The organism is Mesorhizobium sp. BHscii (assembly GCF_053848065.1).
This window is the reverse complement of record NZ_JBSPKW010000024.1, coordinates 36385-52297: the sequence shown is the minus strand read 5'-3', so window position 1 is coordinate 52297 and position 15913 is coordinate 36385. Positions and strand designations below refer to the sequence as shown.

19 protein-coding genes are annotated in these 15913 nt (G+C 61.2%); 2 read left to right on the top strand and 17 right to left on the bottom strand.

Features of this window, described 5'->3' with window-relative positions:
- Positions 1 to 39 precede the first annotated feature (39 nt).
- From ACWTU7_RS26395 to ACWTU7_RS26335, 13 genes are read right to left on the bottom strand one after another with little or no spacing between them, the layout of a single operon-like run.
- Positions 40 to 2502, bottom strand: a complete 2463-nt coding sequence (locus ACWTU7_RS26395) for a phage head spike fiber domain-containing protein (protein WP_455841137.1) — start codon at positions 2500 to 2502, stop codon at positions 40 to 42.
- Positions 2503 to 2529: 27 nt separating this feature from the next.
- Complete coding sequence (locus ACWTU7_RS26390) at positions 2530 to 4812, bottom strand: hypothetical protein (protein WP_455841136.1); 2283 nt, start codon at positions 4810 to 4812, stop codon at positions 2530 to 2532.
- Positions 4797 to 5213: a DUF6950 family protein gene (locus ACWTU7_RS26385; RefSeq protein ID WP_455841135.1), complete on the bottom strand. Its 417-nt coding sequence runs from the start codon at positions 5211 to 5213 to the stop codon at positions 4797 to 4799. Before ACWTU7_RS26385 ends, ACWTU7_RS26390 begins: the two co-directional genes overlap by 16 nt.
- Before the next feature lie 14 nt (positions 5214 to 5227).
- Positions 5228 to 5860, bottom strand: coding sequence for a hypothetical protein (locus ACWTU7_RS26380; RefSeq protein ID WP_455841134.1), 633 nt, complete (start codon positions 5858 to 5860; stop codon positions 5228 to 5230).
- Between the two features lie 3 nt (positions 5861 to 5863).
- Entirely contained in the window at positions 5864 to 6619 is a 756-nt protein-coding gene (locus ACWTU7_RS26375) for a hypothetical protein (RefSeq protein ID WP_455841133.1), read from the bottom strand.
- 3 nt (positions 6620 to 6622) lie between these two features.
- Positions 6623 to 9406, bottom strand: coding sequence for a phage tail length tape measure family protein (locus tag ACWTU7_RS26370; RefSeq protein ID WP_455841132.1), 2784 nt, complete (start codon positions 9404 to 9406; stop codon positions 6623 to 6625).
- Between the two features lie 44 nt (positions 9407 to 9450).
- The gene (locus ACWTU7_RS26365; RefSeq protein WP_455841131.1) at positions 9451 to 9654 is read right to left on the bottom strand and encodes a hypothetical protein; all 204 of its coding nucleotides are present in this window, start codon (positions 9652 to 9654) and stop codon (positions 9451 to 9453) included.
- Positions 9655 to 9677: 23 nt separating this feature from the next.
- A complete protein-coding gene (locus ACWTU7_RS26360; protein WP_287160503.1) occupies positions 9678 to 10034 on the bottom strand; it encodes a hypothetical protein in 357 nt (118 codons plus the stop codon).
- Positions 10031 to 10237 carry a hypothetical protein gene (locus tag ACWTU7_RS26355; RefSeq protein WP_455841130.1) on the bottom strand — a complete coding sequence of 69 codons (207 nt, stop codon included), beginning with the start codon at positions 10235 to 10237 and terminating at the stop codon, positions 10031 to 10033. The genes ACWTU7_RS26360 and ACWTU7_RS26355 overlap by 4 nt, the downstream gene beginning before the upstream one ends.
- Before the next feature lie 12 nt (positions 10238 to 10249).
- Entirely contained in the window at positions 10250 to 10984 is a 735-nt protein-coding gene (locus tag ACWTU7_RS26350) for a hypothetical protein (RefSeq protein WP_455841129.1), read from the bottom strand.
- Between the two features lie 56 nt (positions 10985 to 11040).
- Positions 11041 to 11454: a phage tail terminator-like protein gene (locus tag ACWTU7_RS26345; protein WP_455841128.1), complete on the bottom strand. Its 414-nt coding sequence runs from the start codon at positions 11452 to 11454 to the stop codon at positions 11041 to 11043.
- 1 nt (position 11455) lies between these two features.
- Positions 11456 to 11908: an HK97 gp10 family phage protein gene (locus ACWTU7_RS26340; RefSeq protein WP_455841127.1), complete on the bottom strand. Its 453-nt coding sequence runs from the start codon at positions 11906 to 11908 to the stop codon at positions 11456 to 11458.
- Positions 11908 to 12888 (bottom strand): head morphogenesis protein, encoded by a 981-nt coding sequence (locus tag ACWTU7_RS26335; protein ID WP_455841126.1) that lies wholly within the window; start codon positions 12886 to 12888, stop codon positions 11908 to 11910. The genes ACWTU7_RS26340 and ACWTU7_RS26335 overlap by 1 nt, the downstream gene beginning before the upstream one ends.
- Before the next feature lie 149 nt (positions 12889 to 13037).
- Here ACWTU7_RS26335 and ACWTU7_RS26330 point away from each other — a divergent pair, with 149 nt between their 5' ends.
- Positions 13038 to 13472: a hypothetical protein gene (locus tag ACWTU7_RS26330; protein ID WP_455841125.1), complete on the top strand. Its 435-nt coding sequence runs from the start codon at positions 13038 to 13040 to the stop codon at positions 13470 to 13472.
- Here the strand turns inward: ACWTU7_RS26330 and ACWTU7_RS26325 are convergent.
- Both ACWTU7_RS26325 and ACWTU7_RS26320 read right to left on the bottom strand, forming a co-directional pair.
- A complete protein-coding gene (locus ACWTU7_RS26325) occupies positions 13469 to 13804 on the bottom strand; it encodes a hypothetical protein (RefSeq protein ID WP_455841124.1) in 336 nt (111 codons plus the stop codon). The two genes, ACWTU7_RS26330 and ACWTU7_RS26325, sit on opposite strands and share 4 nt — an antisense overlap.
- A gap of 32 nt (positions 13805 to 13836) precedes the next feature.
- The gene (locus tag ACWTU7_RS26320) at positions 13837 to 14316 is read right to left on the bottom strand and encodes a DnaT-like ssDNA-binding protein (protein WP_455841123.1); all 480 of its coding nucleotides are present in this window, start codon (positions 14314 to 14316) and stop codon (positions 13837 to 13839) included.
- 69 nt (positions 14317 to 14385) lie between these two features.
- Here ACWTU7_RS26320 and ACWTU7_RS26315 point away from each other — a divergent pair, with 69 nt between their 5' ends.
- Entirely contained in the window at positions 14386 to 14568 is a 183-nt protein-coding gene (locus ACWTU7_RS26315) for a CsbD family protein (protein ID WP_455841122.1), read from the top strand.
- 41 nt (positions 14569 to 14609) lie between these two features.
- On the opposite strand, the gene ACWTU7_RS26310 is transcribed toward ACWTU7_RS26315, so the two are convergent.
- A complete protein-coding gene (locus tag ACWTU7_RS26310; protein WP_455841121.1) occupies positions 14610 to 14939 on the bottom strand; it encodes a hypothetical protein in 330 nt (109 codons plus the stop codon).
- Between the two features lie 10 nt (positions 14940 to 14949).
- Positions 14950 to 15903: a DUF2184 domain-containing protein gene (locus tag ACWTU7_RS26305; protein WP_455841120.1), complete on the bottom strand. Its 954-nt coding sequence runs from the start codon at positions 15901 to 15903 to the stop codon at positions 14950 to 14952.
- Positions 15904 to 15913: the final 10 nt, after the last annotated feature.

Genomic DNA, 15913 nt, shown 5'->3' with positions numbered 1-15913 from the left:
TTTCGCCGGGAAGTAATTGCCATACAGATCGATGCCGGTCTAGATTCCAAAGTAGCCCGCGCGCGACAGACGACGAAGACCTTCGACGCAATAGGTTCCGTACCTCAGGCCGCCCACGGCGTTGATGTGGAGGCCGTCTGAAGTGGATGAGGCAGGCATGAAGTAGCCGAGGCCGCTCTCGCCGCCGACATCCAGATAGGCGCACGAGGTCAGCAAGGCCACCTCGCGCACCGCCCTCATGAACTGATCCAGAGTGTTGCCCTGCCCGTTGGTCCTCATGATCCTGTGGGTGGCGTGGGTGGAGTCGCCGCTGTACGGGACGAAGAAAATGATCTTCGCGTTCGGTGCCTGAGTCCTGATGGCGACGACGGCGGCCCACAGAGCTCCGTAGAACGTGGCCGTGGTGGTCTGCCCCAGCACACCAAGGACGACCTCCTGGGCTCCGAAGTCGTTGATACCTGCCGCGATTGTGACGACCTCGGTATCTGCCGGTATGTTCGCAATCTGGTTGTAGATGCCGAAGCTGGCGTATGCTGTCGTCGACTGGCCGAGCGACGCGCCGCTGACGCCGAGGTTTGTCAGGACCATCCCAGTCTGGCTGGCTATGACGCTGGTATAAAAGCCGGCGATCGTGATGCTGTCGCCTAGTGCCGCCAATTTCTTGCCGACCAGAGCTTCGCGGCCGTCATCGTAGGGATCGCCACCGATGTCAGCCCCGTTGGCCAGCAAGCCGAGGTAAAGCGCGGCATTGGCGACAGTCGTTACGCCTGCGCTCTTGGTCCACGCGGAAGTGGAGAGGTTTTCAGAATCGCCAAAGAGGTTCGCGCCGCCATTGAGGTGGAGCTTGGACGATTGAACATAGAGACCAGATGCGCCATCGCCGACGTAGGGGTGCGTACCGGCGGCTGCGAAGATGCGGTGCTGCCAGTTCGTCGACGCCGAGGCCGTCGCCGTGACAGTGACCGTGCATTCATACCAGCCATTGCCGAGCGCGACCATGCTCGCACCGGTGCCGCTTGCGGTGCCGTTTTCGAGATCGAACGTGCAGTTGAAGATCGCGGCGTTATTGGAGAACAGGTTGAGCCGATAGCGCTCGCCCTTCTTGGCAATGACCTTCCAGACGACGGCGTCGCCCGAGACCACGTTCTTGGCTTGGTACACCGAAGGGCTGGCCGATCCGACCGGCTCGACGAGTTTCGTCGCCGACATGCGGCCGAACACCTGGACATAAAGGTCTTCCACCGTCTCAGGCAGCGTGACCAAGACCGGCGCATTCGGGCTGGTCGTGGTGGTGACCGTGACGTTCTGTTTGGTGAACGCTGCGTTGGCTGGATCGCTGCTTGGGAAGAGGTTTGCTGTTAGCCCCTGCTTGCGCAGGATGATACTGCGAATATACATCCCGCTCGTGCCGTCCCCGGTGAAGGGGATAGTGCCTGACGCCGACATGCGAGCCTGCACGTTATTGGTGACGTTTGAAGCCACCAGAACGACAGCCTTGCACTCGTACCAGCCGCCGCCGAGATCAGTGATACTGGCACTGACAATATTCGCGCCGGACGTGCTTACGACCACGCCTTCATTGAGATTGAAGTTGGCCGTGTATGCCGCGCCAGCGGCGGTATGAATAAGCTGTAGCATGGCCCGTTCGCCGGCCTTCGCGACGACGACATGCTCGATGGTGTCGCCAGCAACAAAGGAATACGAGCGATAGACTGACGGGCTGACTGTTCCGGCGGCTTCAACAAGTCTCGCCGTCGACATGGCGATGCCGCCCATCATGTTTAGAGTGTCGACAGTCAAGGCCAAGCTGGACGTTGACGCCTTCATCGCAGTGAGGTTCGCCGACAGGGAAGCCTCGCCCTGCCGAGCCGCGGTAACTTCGACCTGTGCGGTGCCGCCAGGCAGGTCATATGCCTTGCTGATTACGATGGCCGTCGTGCCGACCGTTATAGCTGCAGTGTTCCGGATGGCCCATACGGCGCCAGCCTGCGTGCCGGATGTCACAGAGAACGTTGCGGCAAGCAATTCGGCGCTGGTGTCGAAGTCCGTGGACCGCGAAGCTGCACCGGACGCGGCGACGATATAGGCACCATTCTCCGCCGGCGCGGTCTGGCCAGCCAGAACAACGGTCTGGCCCGTGGCTACGACCACGCCGCCAATCGTGGCACCATTGACGACGCCGGATGCGATCACAATGTTGGTGGTCGAGAGGGCGGTTACCGCAACGGGCGTCTTTGCGCCGATGGTGATCAGTGACTCCACACTGTCGATGCGGGTCTCGTGATCAACCAACTCGGCCTCTGCCGCATCAACACGAGTATCGAGGGCGGCGATTTCGGCCGGAACGCCGCCAACGGCATCAAGACGGACGTCGAGATCGTCAAGGGTGTCCTGAAGCAGACCACCGATTTCCCTGATCGACACTTTCGGTGGCTGCGTCGGCGAACCGACCGGACCGTCAGCATATGCAGCATTGAAGGCATCGCGAATTTCATTCGCCATGGTCTCGATCCCGATAGGTTGGAGAAATTAGGTGACGACGACGGCGCCGGTCGCGACGCTCACTGTGCTTTCTACACCGGACGCATTCATGGAGCGGATCCAGTAATAGTAGGTGCCCGCCGCCAACCCAGTGTCGGGCCAGGCATCTACGGACGATGGCGGGCCGTATTCGGTGCGCACCGAGATCGCCCCGCCCTCGACGTTGACTGTGTTGCGCCTAATATTGGCGGCATAGTAGTTGCCAGAGTTCGGGCTATCCCAGGTCAGGGCGACCTGGCCCACCCCGCCAGTGGCCACGACGTTTTCCACTGGCGAAGGCGGTACGGTATCGACCGACGAGACGATCGTTTCGGTATCAGACCAGAGATCGCCATACGTCCCGTTGGAACCGATGTAGTTGGCTTCGATTTCGATCGATGTGTTCGTCGGCACCGGGTTGGTGTTCAGCACGATCAGGCCTGCGCTCGGCTCTGCATCCGGGAACTTCTGCTCCACCCATGTGCCAGGCACACCGCCGCCAGTATCGGCGACCCGGTAACGAACGACCGGAGTGACGTCGTCCCGATCGGGATCGACCAACACGACGCGCACATAGACTGATCCGCCACCGGACACGGGAGCGATCGTGTCGATTATGGCCTGCGGGATGCCCTCAGATACCGGCTTCGGCGGCACCGGCGGTGCGGCACCTTCATCCGTAGCAGGATCCCATGCCTCGATGTCCGGAGGCATGACCACGAAGGTCATCTGGAAGCCGCCCCGAGATACGGACAGCACGGAGCGGCGGTTGTTGACGAGCTTCCCGTTCAGGGATGGGATGCTCACGGGCGTCGCCAGCCGCACCCAGGGCGCGTAGACCGCATTGATGCCGGTGAAGCGGACGTCCAGCGATCCGCGCTTCTTCTGGCGCAAGCGCGCAAACTCGCGCTTCGCGAGCCGCCTGGCCTGGCGCCATTGCTGGACCCACAGATAGTTGCCGTCCTGCGGCAACACCCGGCCGGCGCTGAGTTGGGCCGGAATATCTTCGAAATAGTCCGTGTCGGTCGAGGTGTAGTCTGTCGCCGGATAGGTGAACTTCGGGACGAGCCGATTGCACTCATCCTCCGGAAGGACGTCGTGCTGAATGGTGTAGCCTACAATGTCGGCGTCAGTCAGCGTCGCGACGTACTTCTCGCGGAACTTGCCGGCGACGAACAGCAGAGCTCCATCGCCGCGCTCGCACATCCAGCCGTCGCACGTGGCGAGGATCGCGTTGGTTCCGGCCTTCGGGTCCTGCTCCGTGGTGTCGAAGCCGCCGCATTCGTAGCGCTTCTCCGTGCCGCCGGCCGCTCTTGGCACGTCTTCGTCGCAGACATCGGCCTCCTCCTGCCACATGTCGAGCACCGGCAGGATAGCCTTGCGGAAGTCGCGTTTGGTTCCGAACGGATTGAAACATTCGTGCCAGGCGAGATGAAGCGCTGGATTCTTTGTGAAGGTCCACGTCGACGGATCTTCCGGGTCCTGCGATGGATCGCGAAAATCCCAGCACAGCGACAGCTCGGCCACAACCGATAGCGCCGGCTTGCCATAAGGGAACGCCTTTGGGAAATTCTCCTGCGCCGGCGTAACGCAGATCATCGCGACTGAGGCCTGGCCGTCGCCCCGATGGTTGACTGTCCAGATGCCCTGGTCGCTGAGCTCGGCCACCAGGGCGGGGAACGCAGTCTCAGGAGTGAGACCTAGATTGTAGAATATGCGGACCCTATTCGCGCCATAACGGTTCGAGTGCAGAGGATCCTCGGCCCCGCCATCGACGTCTAGCTCGACCTTGTCGTCGTTGAGATAGAAGTCGACATATCCGTTGATCCTGTGAGCGACGATCGCCTGCACCGAGTACATGTCGCTGTCGACAGCCTCCCAGAGCATCATGGCGCCAGCCAGCCTTGCCACGCCCACACCCCAGAAGCGATAGGGTATTGGCTGCGTCAGCGGCTGACGACCGTCCTCCGGCTTGGGTGGCTTCGGAGCCATCGCATATGCAAGCCCCACGGTCAGGGCTGTGGTGGCGATGGCCGAGGCAATTGCCGCATAGGAGATCGTGATCGAGCCACCGAACAGCGAGATGCTGCCGGTACCCAGGATCGCCGTGAAGATCGGCGTGAAGATCGGATCCTTGTGGACCGGCCAGCGATATTCGCCATTCCACCCCGAGGCGAGGAACTCCTGTGTCGTCGTCGTCTCAAACGCCCCGATGTCAGTGCTGTACGAGACGGTGCGACCCTTGAACGCCTGCCGCAGGACGTCGTCGAGTGGGTTCACGCGATGCGCCATGCCACGCCGGTCCAATCAAGCTTTTTGACCATTGGCCCCCGAGCCGACATCACCGCCCACAGCGGGCCGAACTTGATGCCAGGAATGTCTTTGACCGCGAGACCGTCCGTATCGAAGCCGGTCAGCACACGAATGATGCCAATATCGCCATCCCGCGGCTCGGTGACGCGTCGGAAGCCAAGTGCCATGAGCTTTGCCCCGACGAGGCTCTCGACGCCTCCGGCTGCATGCAAAACAGCCGCAGCATCTTCGGCAGTGAAGTAGGTCCCGCGCAGATCAGCGGCGGGGTCCTTGCCTGTGGCCTCGAATACCCACGCGGCGCAGAATGTGGTGCAGTCATCGCCGCCCATGCCTCCCCAGCGCCACCGGTGCGGCAGCCTGATGTACTCTTCCAGGGTCATGAGATGCCTTTGGGCTAGTAGTCTGGCCACGCCGGCGCGACACCCCGGCCGAGCCGAGCAACGCCCGAGCAGAACTCGTCTGTCGGATAGAGAGCCTTCTGATGTGCAGGCGTCCACAGCACCTGGGATGCTCGCGATCTGGTGTTGGTGCCCGAGACGACGGCGAGGCTCAGATTGGTCTTCTTGTTCTCGCCGCCCGTTACAAGAGGAGACGATTCAGTCGGGTGCGACGCCGTCCCAGTCCACAGCGCCACGATGCTGGACATCGGCTGGTAGTATTCATCGAGCGTAGTGAAGCCGATCTTCAGGTCCTTACCGCGGACATCCGGCATGGTGTCCACCACCTTTTGAGCGGTGGACGGATCGATGCCGGCGATGCCGAACTCAACTGAGCTCGACTGGCCGTTGACCAATACCTCCAGGGCGGGGATGTTCAGCAATCGGCCGCCACCGAGATAGACCGTCCCGTCTGGATCGATGCTGTCGAACCCGGCCGGGATGTCGTTGACCCCTGCCCAGATATGCAGGCCTGGATCAGTCTCCAGACGAAAGAAGATGCCAAGGGTATGGCTTGTCGCCATGGCGTCGAGCACGGCTTGCGGCACGTACTGGACGGAGTACGAGCCGATCAGATCCTGCCAGGCCATCGGTCAGAAAGCCTCAACGAAATTGAAGCTGACATTGGCCCGCATGAAGCCCTTGACCCGCCACGCCAGCGTAAAGCCGACCGGGAACTTGCAGACGCAACGCGGCCGGGCGAATTCGATGCGAGTGCCGGCAGGGACCGCCTCGCGCAGCGGAATATCGAGCGCCAGCACATATTGCGAACCGGTGTAGCTGACGCCATCAACTACGGCGGTTACCTCGACCGGATCTGATGCTTCCCAGTAGCGATAGATGCGCCATCCCTTAATCGGATGGTAGATCGAGAACCAATCCGACCAGCGCAGCTTTCGCGACGCTCCGAAGATGTTGAGCGTGATCTGCCCTGCATTGAGCGCGGCCGCGGCGCCCATGGTTCCAAACACCGTTGCCTGGCTGTAGCCGGAATCGTCGGAAAACAGCGCACCGTCGGAATGCGGAATACCGCTGATGATCGGCGTTGGCCGCCCCCTGATGAGCGGAAACGGTCCCACGTAATCTGAAAGGACGGGCACATTAATGAAGCGGACCGAGTTGTTCATCCGGGCAGCTACCCGATTGATGTACTCGTGCTCCTCCGGTTGCTGCGCAAGGCAGTTCTCATAGCTGGCGACGAAAACAGGACCGCCAGTCGTCTCGATAGTGACGGACTCACCCAGACCGTTGCGACCGCCCTCGATACCGCCGCCCTTGGTGTCGAACGACATTTCCGACGCCTTGATGAAGTCGATGTCGAGCGTGGGCAACCCGGTATAGCGACCCATGCCCTAGCCCTTCTGCGAAGCATATTGCCGCTGTAGTTCACCAAACCCGCCACGGGACTGCGCCTCGTGATATTGCCCGATAGCTTCCTGCGCGCCCTGACGAGCCAGCATCCGGACGTGTTCGTCGCCGCTGCCGCCGAACACATTGACGTGCAGATCGACCTTCGCCGGGCCTGTCTGGCGCGATCCTTTAGCGTTCTCATTGGCCATCTGCATCGAGCGGCCATGGCTGCGAATAACGTCGCCGGAGCGCAGCTTGCGCAGTTCTGGACCACGCTCGCCGACCCACGCCCAGCCCGCCGGAGCGTTTTCGGTGCCACCGGCAAAGCCGAAGAGATTCGGCAGGAAGCCGAGCAGGATGGAGAGGAAGCCGCCTCCGCCGCTAGCAGCGGGGGCTGGTGCGGCCGCTCCACCATAGCCGAGGATCGCCGACAGCGAGGTATTGGCCTGGAAATTCCCCGGCTTCAGCCCGTCGAGTATCGAGGCCAGACCGCCGCCATCCGTTCCGCCGATCGTTTTGATGGCGTTGGTGACGGTGTTGTCGAAGCCGCCGAGACCATCGGAGGCCTTCGCCAGCGCCGCATTGAACTTGTTCACATAGGCCGATCCGGTGGTTCCAAGAACGTCGGAGGCACCAGCGCCAGCGGCGAGAGGCCGACCTGTGAACCAGACGGAGGCGGCATCCTGCGGGTTTCCGTATTTGGCGAGAGACTTGCCGAACTGCTGGTCGAAGACAGCATCCTGGGCTGCTGGATTGCCAAGGAACTGGCTGCGCGACATCGGCGTTCCAAACGCCTCCTGGGTCCATGACGGCAGATTGCTCTGCATCACCTGATAGGCGCCGAGAGCCTGATTGCCGTTCTTCAGAACCGGGCCCAGGGCGGAATAGCCGCCACTGCCAGCGCTTTCGATCGACTTGATGGCATCGCGATATGCGGACATCGGTCCGACTGCGGTCACGGGCGCGCGCGTCACCGCGCCGGGCGCATAGTTGGCATTGGCGCCGATGCCCAACATCGAGGCGAACCCGCCGACTGTTCCGAACGAGGCGGCTCCAATCGCCGACGCGCCAGGCTGCTGACCAGTCATCACGGACGCAAACGCCGTCGCCAAGCGATCGAAGATATTCGCCAGTTGCTTATCCATCGATGCCGTTAGGGCGTTAAGGATCGACTCTCCCAGCGCCTTGCCGACATCGCCACCGTTGCGCATCAGTTCGGACTTGAAATCGGTCAGGAAGCCCTCGGCCAGATCCTTGGCGTCGGCGAACTGGTTCATGTCGCGCATCGCTTGCGCTTCGAGAGAGTTCATCCCGATACCCGTGCCGCGAAACCTCGCTGCAATCGCCTGTTCCTGGGGGCTGAGGAACTGTTGCGAGCGCTCGAAAGCAAGGTCAGCGCCTAGTTTCGCCCTCGCCGCCTCGTCAGCCACCTCTCCATAGGCTTCGGCTAGGGCACGAATGCCAGCAATTTGGTCTGGATTAAGCTCGACGTTTTTGGCCGCCGCTGCGTTTATCGCATCCATTTCAAACCGATAGGCCTGAGCGGCGGCGCCGAGCAGACCAAGGCCGGCTTGCTCCTGCTGCATCTGAACAAGTCGCGCGTTTCCTGACTTGATCAGCTCATTGTAGACCTCAATATCCAGCGGTATGTCATCGATGCCACGGAAATGTGGGATTGGGATCGGGCCGTCGCTCGCGACAGTGCCGCTGTTTGCTCCGCCAGGCAGCAACGTGCCGTCATTGAATGCGGCTTTCAGCGCATCTCGTAGTTTCTGAGCGCCGATCTCCGTCAATTCGAGATTGGCCCGCAGCTCCTTGATCTTGTCGTTCAGTGGGCTTTTTTCGAGAACCTCGCGGGTTTTTTCCAGGCCCGTGATGTCGTCCGGCAAGCGAACAAAGGGCACTCCCCCGTTGATGCGCGGATCTGCAAATCCCTGCCGCTCCAGATCGGCCCTTGTGATTACTTGCTGCCCCACCTCACGCTGGAGTTGGATTGCGGCAGCCGCCATCTCGGCACGCTGGGCTTGGATCGCTGCTTCTTGGCGCCTGACCTCTATCTCGAGGAGGGATTTCTTCGCGTTGAACTCGCGTTCGGTTGCCGCGATGATTCCCGCCGTGGCAGCGTCCTGCGTGCGCCATGTAGCGTTGATGGCGGCTTGATACTTCCCTTGCAGGCTGACCAGCTCGCTGATGCCGGACTTCACCTCGCTGAGGGGTGCGGCCTGAGCGGCGAGGGCTGCAGTAGCAGAATCAACGGCAACTGCCGCCTGCGCCGAATACTGCTGGAGAAGCTTGTACGCGCCGTAGGCAGCACCGACGACGGCAACCAGCGGCGCAAACCGCACGGCCATAGCCGCGGCCATCCGGCCCGTCTCTGCCAGGGCTTTGCCCAGACCTCCTGGACCATAGATCGTGGCGATTTGAGACCCTTGTTGGATGGCAACCATCAAGGGGCTCATGCCCGATGCGAGCGAAACACCAACATCGTTCAGCTGGAAAATCAGATTGGCGCGCTGCGCGGCCGCGAGACGACTTGCTTGTGCGTTCGCCTCCATAGCTCGCGTATTGCTGTTCGCCGCAGACGTCGCCATGGCAAGCGCCCGTGTCTCAGCTTCGGCACCAGCGACAAGGGAACGGACCTGAGTTGACACCCGCTCCGTTCCAGTTCCCAAGGTGCGGACTGCTGCTTCTGCACGGGCGGACGATGCGCTCAGCTTCTCCAGATCTGCCGCAGCCGCCCGAGCCTGCTCAGACCGGACTTCAATACCAAGTTGAGCAACGGACATGGATTTCTCCGGTGGGATCGGTAGGCTTCAACTCGTATCGGCTCTCAATCCCGCCCGACGCCGAACATCGCATCGAACTGATCGCCTGTGGTAATTGGTTGCTTTTTCCGCTCCGGCTCATCCTCCCCTCCGAAGATGGCACGTAGCATTGATGTACGGCCTTGGTAGGCCACGCGGATCGCGTTGACATCGGTTCGGAGAGCCTGCTCCTCGGTCCAGCCGAGCCAGCCAAGGGCGATCTCGGCCAACTCGTCATATACTTCGACCAGAGTTATCGGCTCTCCGCGTTTCCCTGGTCTTCGTCCGACCCTCCATTGTCCAGAGGCTTGCCGCCGTTGGCGATGATGGACAAGAAGCGGATCAGCGGTGCGGTGAGGTCAGGTAGACCTGTCCGGTACACCTGGTCGGGAATTTCCTTGGCCTCTTTCCCGGTAGCGCCAAGGCCGAGGGTAATGACCGCAACGATCACGTCGAAGTCGAACTCGCCGACGGCGCGGATAGCCGCCATGATGCCGCCGCGCTGGCGAGAAATCGCCTGTGCCGCCTGCAGGGTCGGCTTCAAGGTTACAATCTCTCCGTCGAGCTCGATGTCGACGTTTCCGATCCCAAGTGTTGCCTTCGCCATCACTTGGCCTCGCTCTTGAAGTCCGCCTTGGCCTTTTCAGGCTTGGCGGCAGCGACCGGCTCCCCGGATGCAACGAATGGCTGCGGAATCGCCGCGGCTTCTTCCTTGGTTAGGGCGATCTCGACGCTGTTGCCCGGGGCCAGCAGATACTCCTGCCCGGCATGCGACAGAGTGTGGGCTGCCGGTCCTGTATTCGTGATCTTCATCTCAGTCTCCTGTTAGCCGAGCGCCGCGACGCGCACATAGTTGCTGTTGACCATGACCGTGGTGTTCAGCATTTCGATGCTGTTGGCGCCGCCCATGCCTTCCTCAGCGCCCGTGACCATGCCCATGCAAAGACGCTTTGACGGGGTCGGAATTGTCGTCGCGGTATGCACACCCGACTGCGTACCCGAAGTGGCGATTACGGTGCCGCCGGGGATGGCTGACAGCGTGAAGGTGTTCGCGTCGATCACCGTCTTGACGTAGTAGGTGGTGCCTGCGACCAGGCCTGTTGGAAGGGCGCCAGTCGTCGCGAATTTGACTGGTGTATTGGCTGCCAGATTGTGGCCCGTCCACGTCACCACACCAGGCGAAGCGATCGTGATGGTTGCCGTGGCCGACTTCGGCACCGGAGCGTCGTTCATGTCGATGCGGAATGGGTAATTGTAGTCGGTCTGCTCTGCCGCGATCATTGCCAGTTGACCGGGATCATTGAGATTGAGGGCGAAATTGTCGCTCCTCTGCGGCGCCTGGCGGCTCCCCTTGGTGTTCATGGTGCGGCGCCGGTTGATGAGATCAGTCGAGATGTTCTGGGTCGCATCGCCGGCGTTGCCCATCGACTGGTACTGGCCGACCTCGATCCATGTCACGGCGGCGAAATCGGCTTCGGTGACGTCATCATCAGGCAAGTTGACCGGGGCAGAACCGATATAGAAGTGGCACCCCGCAACGGGCGAGACTTTGATGGCCATCACGGCCTCCTTTCAGGTTTTAAGTGGATTGCCCTCGCCAGGGGCGGCTTATGGCGTCAGGCAAAAGCTTCGTAAGAGATGACCACCGGAACCATCCAGTGGGTATCGTCCGATAGCGCGCCGGCAACGTCCGGGGCTTTCGTGACCCGAATTCGGATGCCGTCTTGGAACAATGGCAGATCGCACGGGAACCACGCGGCGATCAGCCCGGCTATCTCGGTTGCTGCTGAGGCGCCAGCATTGAGTTTCTGGAAAGCATCGATCTGCAACAAGCCCATGCGCTGATGAGGATCGGTCCCCGTGATGAACAGACGCCGCGCGGTGTTCGGCGTGTGATTAACGCGGAGATACCCAGTTGCCGGCTTGGTGAAGGCCACGTTCGGCCACGCAATCGGCAGGACTGGCGAAAGCACGAGCGCGGCAACGCGGGCGAACAGAGCCGCCTCGATAGATGACTGTAGCGTTGGCATTTCAGAGCCCGAGCCGTTGTTTCACTTCGGCCGCCTTGGTCTCGACAATCGCAACCCAGCGCTGCGCAACAAGATCCACCCATGGCCGAGGTGCCCTGCCCTGAGCGCCATAATGGACATACGCGGCATAGTCTGCCGTGTAGCCGAGGTACAAAGTATCGCTGAGGTCAGCGCCGTTTATGACTAGGACCACCTCGCCGTGGTCGGGCGGCACCGAGATGCCTGGGCCATCCCTCGTCGGTTGCGGCATGCCCGTGGTCGAGGCCATGAATGAGGCCCGGAGGAAGCCGGTTCTCGTATACCCCGCCGGTTGCGGTTGAGCATAGACCATGTCGACCAAGAGCTGATCGAGTTGGCTGACCAATTCCTGCGCGCTCTCCTGAAAGATTGCTTGCAGAGCCCCTTCGACTTTCAAAGCCCACGCGCCGACCGTAGCGGCAAACGACTGGGCCATCAGCGCACCAATCTCGCGGCGAAATCGATCTTGTATTCGCAGAAGCATTTGCAACCGAGCGTGTGCCTCGCCGGCACGCCGGGAGCATGCGGATACGGGATCTCAGTTCCATCGGGTGCTATGAAGGGCTGATCGAATTGGACCTTCTGCCCCTGCATGGCGACATGCTGCATCCGGGGCTTTTCTTGAGGCGTGTGCTTCCACGTCTTCGTGACGAGATCGGCCCGGATATTACCCCGCTCGATTTGCTGCCGAAAGGCGATGTCCTTGGACGCGCCCAAGGCGGCGAAGGTTTCGTGAAGGCCGATCGTGTCCGCGCGGAGCTTCAGCAGATTGTCCGAATACCGCCCGACGATACGGTTAACGGATTCGAAGGGAATTGATTTACCGTCTCTGACGGCTGCTGTGACTGTGCGATCAAACCGCTTGTCTCGCCTGCTCCGCTCCAGATATCGCTTCAGCTGATCGGGCTCACCTGTGAGCAGTTCTTGGCGGGCTCGGGCAACGTATTCGCTTTGGGCTGTGGTAAGCCCGATCATCCCGCCCTCGCGTGCGCCTGTGACCCTGCTGACCCGTCCAACCACGTTGAGGGCAGTTGCGATCGGATTAGCACCGCGCGACAGCCCTTCCTCCAGTGCAGCGCGGACGGCGACTTGTTGATCGGCCACGATGTTGGTGATCAGCGCCGCCGAGTGATCGCGCAGCCAGGCTTCTGCCTCAAGATTGCGGACGTCGAACCGCACCACGATCTGATGGCCTTCCGGATCGCGCAGCGCCGGCATCTGCTCGACCGTGGCAACACCGCCGCCGTTGAAGGTCTGCCGGATCGCTTCGTCCAGAGGCCGGAATGCGGCTTCGTCGAGATGCATCGCCGCGATTGCGCCGTTGATGTCGCCGCGTTCCAGGCGTTCCACAATGCGGCGCAAGACGATGTTGGAGCGGATGTCGTCGATTGCCTCAATGAAGGCGGCGCGTAGCATCGGCTCATAAGTCGAGACAAGCTGTTCGAACCGCTCGCGGGGTGATAGCCTTTTGAGCATGCTGCTGAGTTCGTTTCTACGTCCGCAGTTTCAGATACTCAGCGTGCATACCATTCTCCTTAGTTGATGCGGACCTTGGTGGAGGGCACGTGAGAAACACTCTGATCTTTCTGTTATTACTACAGATCACTTCATACACGCAGGCGGCCGAGGTTGAGGTTATTTTCGACCGTGACCAAGAGGAATATGAGCAAGAGATCGACGAACTATACGGTGTTCCTGAGCAACCGGACGATGATCAAGATCAGAATGGCAATGCAGAGAGGCTTGACTATCTAGAAGACACTGACGACCAAGTATGGTCAGGAGAGGAAACTCCTGGCGATGGCGAAGATGACGACTCGGCTTCCCCGAGCGGCATTTCGGGAGTGGACGACAAAGGCGACGATGTCGGGGCAAAAAGCGATTTCCAGAAGGACGCAGAGGAAGTTTTACCTGGTTTATGGCCTCACGCGGGCACTGGAGCGACGATGGACGAGATCGAGCGAAAGACCGGAGATATCATTCCCAATGAGGAGGATTAACTCCCACACCACGCCTTCCACGCCACGATCGTTCCTGCCGCCGGGATTGGCGTCAGGTTCGTGATAGCCCGCTCAGCACCGTCGATAATTAGCTTGTCGGTAAGCGATGGCGCCACAGCCGGCACGGCGAACGTCACCAAGTCGCCGGTCTCGACGATCAGGACGCCGTTTTCGTAGCGCTGGTGGACCCGCTTCACCACCGCATCGAGCGGATAGACCGTCGTAGTGGCCTCACCCGGTATCCATGGTGTCGCCGGGTCGGAATCGGCCGTTGTAACCCGCTCCAGGCTCACAACGCCCTGCTTGAACTCGCCGAGCATTTCCGTGGCCATTGTGGCCATGTCGTCATAGAAGGCGTTCGCCATCACACGACCAGGATATCAGGAAGCCCTGCCACAGGGCCGATCAGTGGGGCAAGTAGCCCGTCAATGGTGGAAGAGACCGGCGCATTCGGTGCCCAGAAGCTGGCGTCACCAGGTTCGAAGAACTCGCGCTCGATCCCCTCGACCTTCTGGCGCTTCACCTTCCTGGCAGGATCGAACGTGACGGATAGAGATCCCGGGTTGTTCAGTTCGAGGTAAGCGGCCTCGTAGCTGGCGTCGATCACCCGCTGCGGGATGAGGTCGCTGGCAAGGGTCGCTCCGTAGACCGTGGCGCCAGTGCGCGGCCATGCTCGCTCCTGAGCCAGACCGCCAGTGGGTACGCCGGGGAAGCGCATCCCATAGGTGCCGTCGATATAGGCGCTGCCGCGCTGGCGGGCCGCGCTGATCGTACCAACGGGCACGGTATAGCCGGCTGCGGCTGCATAGGCCGTGAAGCCCGCGTCATCACCGTATCCAGCCATGCCGATCCTGCTCACTCTGGAACGTTCAGGTTCCGCTTACGTTGGTTCTGCGCAAAAAGGAGAAAGACGATGCACAAAGACGAAGTAAAGGGCACCGCGAAGAAACTCCGCGGCGACGTGAAGGATAAGGTCGGCAAGGCGACAGGCGACGACAAGCTTCGCGCTGACGGAGCCGCTGACAAGGCCGAAGGCTCCCTTCAAAAGGGCGTCGGCAAGGCAAAGGATAAAATCCGGGATGCCTTGAAGGATTGAACATTAGGGCCGCCGGTCAGTGGCGGCCCATTGTTCTTTTGTTACTGCTTGGCGGCCTCGATATAGGCGGCCTTGTCTTTGGCAGACATTGCATTGAAGGCGTCCGCATCGGCCTTGTTGAGGCCGGATAGAAGCACCTCCTCGCCCTTCATGACATTGAACTTGCCGCCGCCGTAGTGCACGGCCTTCGGCGCATCGTCGCTCTCTGCTTTCGCCGCACCCTTGCTGAAATCGAACCATCCAGTTGCCTTGGCAACCTTCAGTTCTGCGGCTTCCATCTCGACGTCGACGGTCTGGCCCGGATCGACGAGGACCGGGCCAGCTTTGGTGTTCAGGCCACGCGGGCCCGCCTGGTTGTTGGTGACTTTCATCGTGGCCTCCTTAGATGCCGTCGAGATAGCGGATCGCCTTCGGCCGGCGGATATCGACGCCCCCGAGACGGAAGATTCCGGGCACGTCGAACTTGATCGGCCCGGTCTGCCATGCCGGCAGGAACCGGAACGGCATCGGCATGTGGAACTTCAGTACCTCCGGGCTGCGGCGGTAGGCGACCATGCGTTTGGTGCTGGAGGCGCCGGCCGTGTCGAGGAAGCCGAACACGCCACGGATCAGCAACTGCCCGCCGGTGGTGCGGGTATAGATGTTGTTCCGCTCGATCCATTCGAGGATCGTGGTCTGGTTCACCGCATCGATGCGGCGCGTCGAGAGGTCGAGCAGCACCGAATACGGCAGCAGCAGCGTGTCCGCGATCTCCGCGCCCAGCGTGCCGGTGAAAATGCCGGTGAGCTGACCATTGATGTCGCGGAGGATCTGATCCGGGATTTTCGAGGCGAACGTCGTCGCCGATCCGGTGCCGTCGGCGGGAGCCGTGGTCGCGGTCGGGGTCGACGAGTTGACAAGGCCGGTGAAGCCCTTGCCGGTATCGCCGATGAAGGCGACGTTCTCGATCTTCTCCTCCGCGACGCGGCGGGCCGAGGCTGCCTTGTCCGAGGAGAGATTCATGCCGAGCAGCTGGGCAGTGCCCAGTTCCTCAAGATTGTAGCCGTAGCCGATCGCGGCCATGGAAACGGTCGTCTCGAACTTCTCGCGGGTCATCTCGACCTTCGGGACGTCGTGAGCGTTGCCGTTAAACCACTGCGCCTGACCGACCGCGTCCATCGAGAAGTACGTGACGGACTGGATCCATTCCGGCGCCGAGGTGTCGACCGGGACTAGCGACGGATATTGGATGTCCTGGTAGCGCGTCGCATAGACCGTCGGCTCGATGAGCGAAGCCTGACGGATAAGGAAGCTCATCGCGACTTGCTGAGCATCCTGGGTGATGTGAACGTTCATTGAGGGTGCT

What these genes read in the sequence shown, in the direction of transcription:
- ACWTU7_RS26350 (WP_455841129.1), bottom strand. Translation starts at nt 10,984, where the DNA reads ATGGCCATCAAAGTCTCGCCCGTTGCGGGGTGCCACTTCTATATCGGT.
- ACWTU7_RS26390 (WP_455841136.1), bottom strand. Translation starts at nt 4,812, where the DNA reads ATGGCGCATCGCGTGAACCCACTCGACGACGTCCTGCGGCAGGCGTTC.
- ACWTU7_RS26305 (WP_455841120.1), bottom strand. Translation starts at nt 15,903, where the DNA reads ATGAACGTTCACATCACCCAGGATGCTCAGCAAGTCGCGATGAGCTTC.
- ACWTU7_RS26335 (WP_455841126.1), bottom strand. Translation starts at nt 12,888, where the DNA reads ATGCTACGCGCCGCCTTCATTGAGGCAATCGACGACATCCGCTCCAAC.
- ACWTU7_RS26380 (WP_455841134.1), bottom strand. Translation starts at nt 5,860, where the DNA reads ATGGCCTGGCAGGATCTGATCGGCTCGTACTCCGTCCAGTACGTGCCG.
- ACWTU7_RS26355 (WP_455841130.1), bottom strand. Translation starts at nt 10,237, where the DNA reads ATGAAGATCACGAATACAGGACCGGCAGCCCACACTCTGTCGCATGCC.
- ACWTU7_RS26310 (WP_455841121.1), bottom strand. Translation starts at nt 14,939, where the DNA reads ATGAAAGTCACCAACAACCAGGCGGGCCCGCGTGGCCTGAACACCAAA.
- ACWTU7_RS26320 (WP_455841123.1), bottom strand. Translation starts at nt 14,316, where the DNA reads ATGGCTGGATACGGTGATGACGCGGGCTTCACGGCCTATGCAGCCGCA.
- ACWTU7_RS26325 (WP_455841124.1), bottom strand. Translation starts at nt 13,804, where the DNA reads ATGGCCACGGAAATGCTCGGCGAGTTCAAGCAGGGCGTTGTGAGCCTG.
- ACWTU7_RS26395 (WP_455841137.1), bottom strand. Translation starts at nt 2,502, where the DNA reads ATGGCGAATGAAATTCGCGATGCCTTCAATGCTGCATATGCTGACGGT.
- ACWTU7_RS26340 (WP_455841127.1), bottom strand. Translation starts at nt 11,908, where the DNA reads ATGGCCCAGTCGTTTGCCGCTACGGTCGGCGCGTGGGCTTTGAAAGTC.
- ACWTU7_RS26385 (WP_455841135.1), bottom strand. Translation starts at nt 5,213, where the DNA reads ATGACCCTGGAAGAGTACATCAGGCTGCCGCACCGGTGGCGCTGGGGA.
- ACWTU7_RS26315 (WP_455841122.1), top strand. Translation starts at nt 14,386, where the DNA reads ATGCACAAAGACGAAGTAAAGGGCACCGCGAAGAAACTCCGCGGCGAC.
- ACWTU7_RS26370 (WP_455841132.1), bottom strand. Translation starts at nt 9,406, where the DNA reads ATGTCCGTTGCTCAACTTGGTATTGAAGTCCGGTCTGAGCAGGCTCGG.
- ACWTU7_RS26375 (WP_455841133.1), bottom strand. Translation starts at nt 6,619, where the DNA reads ATGGGTCGCTATACCGGGTTGCCCACGCTCGACATCGACTTCATCAAG.
- ACWTU7_RS26345 (WP_455841128.1), bottom strand. Translation starts at nt 11,454, where the DNA reads ATGCCAACGCTACAGTCATCTATCGAGGCGGCTCTGTTCGCCCGCGTT.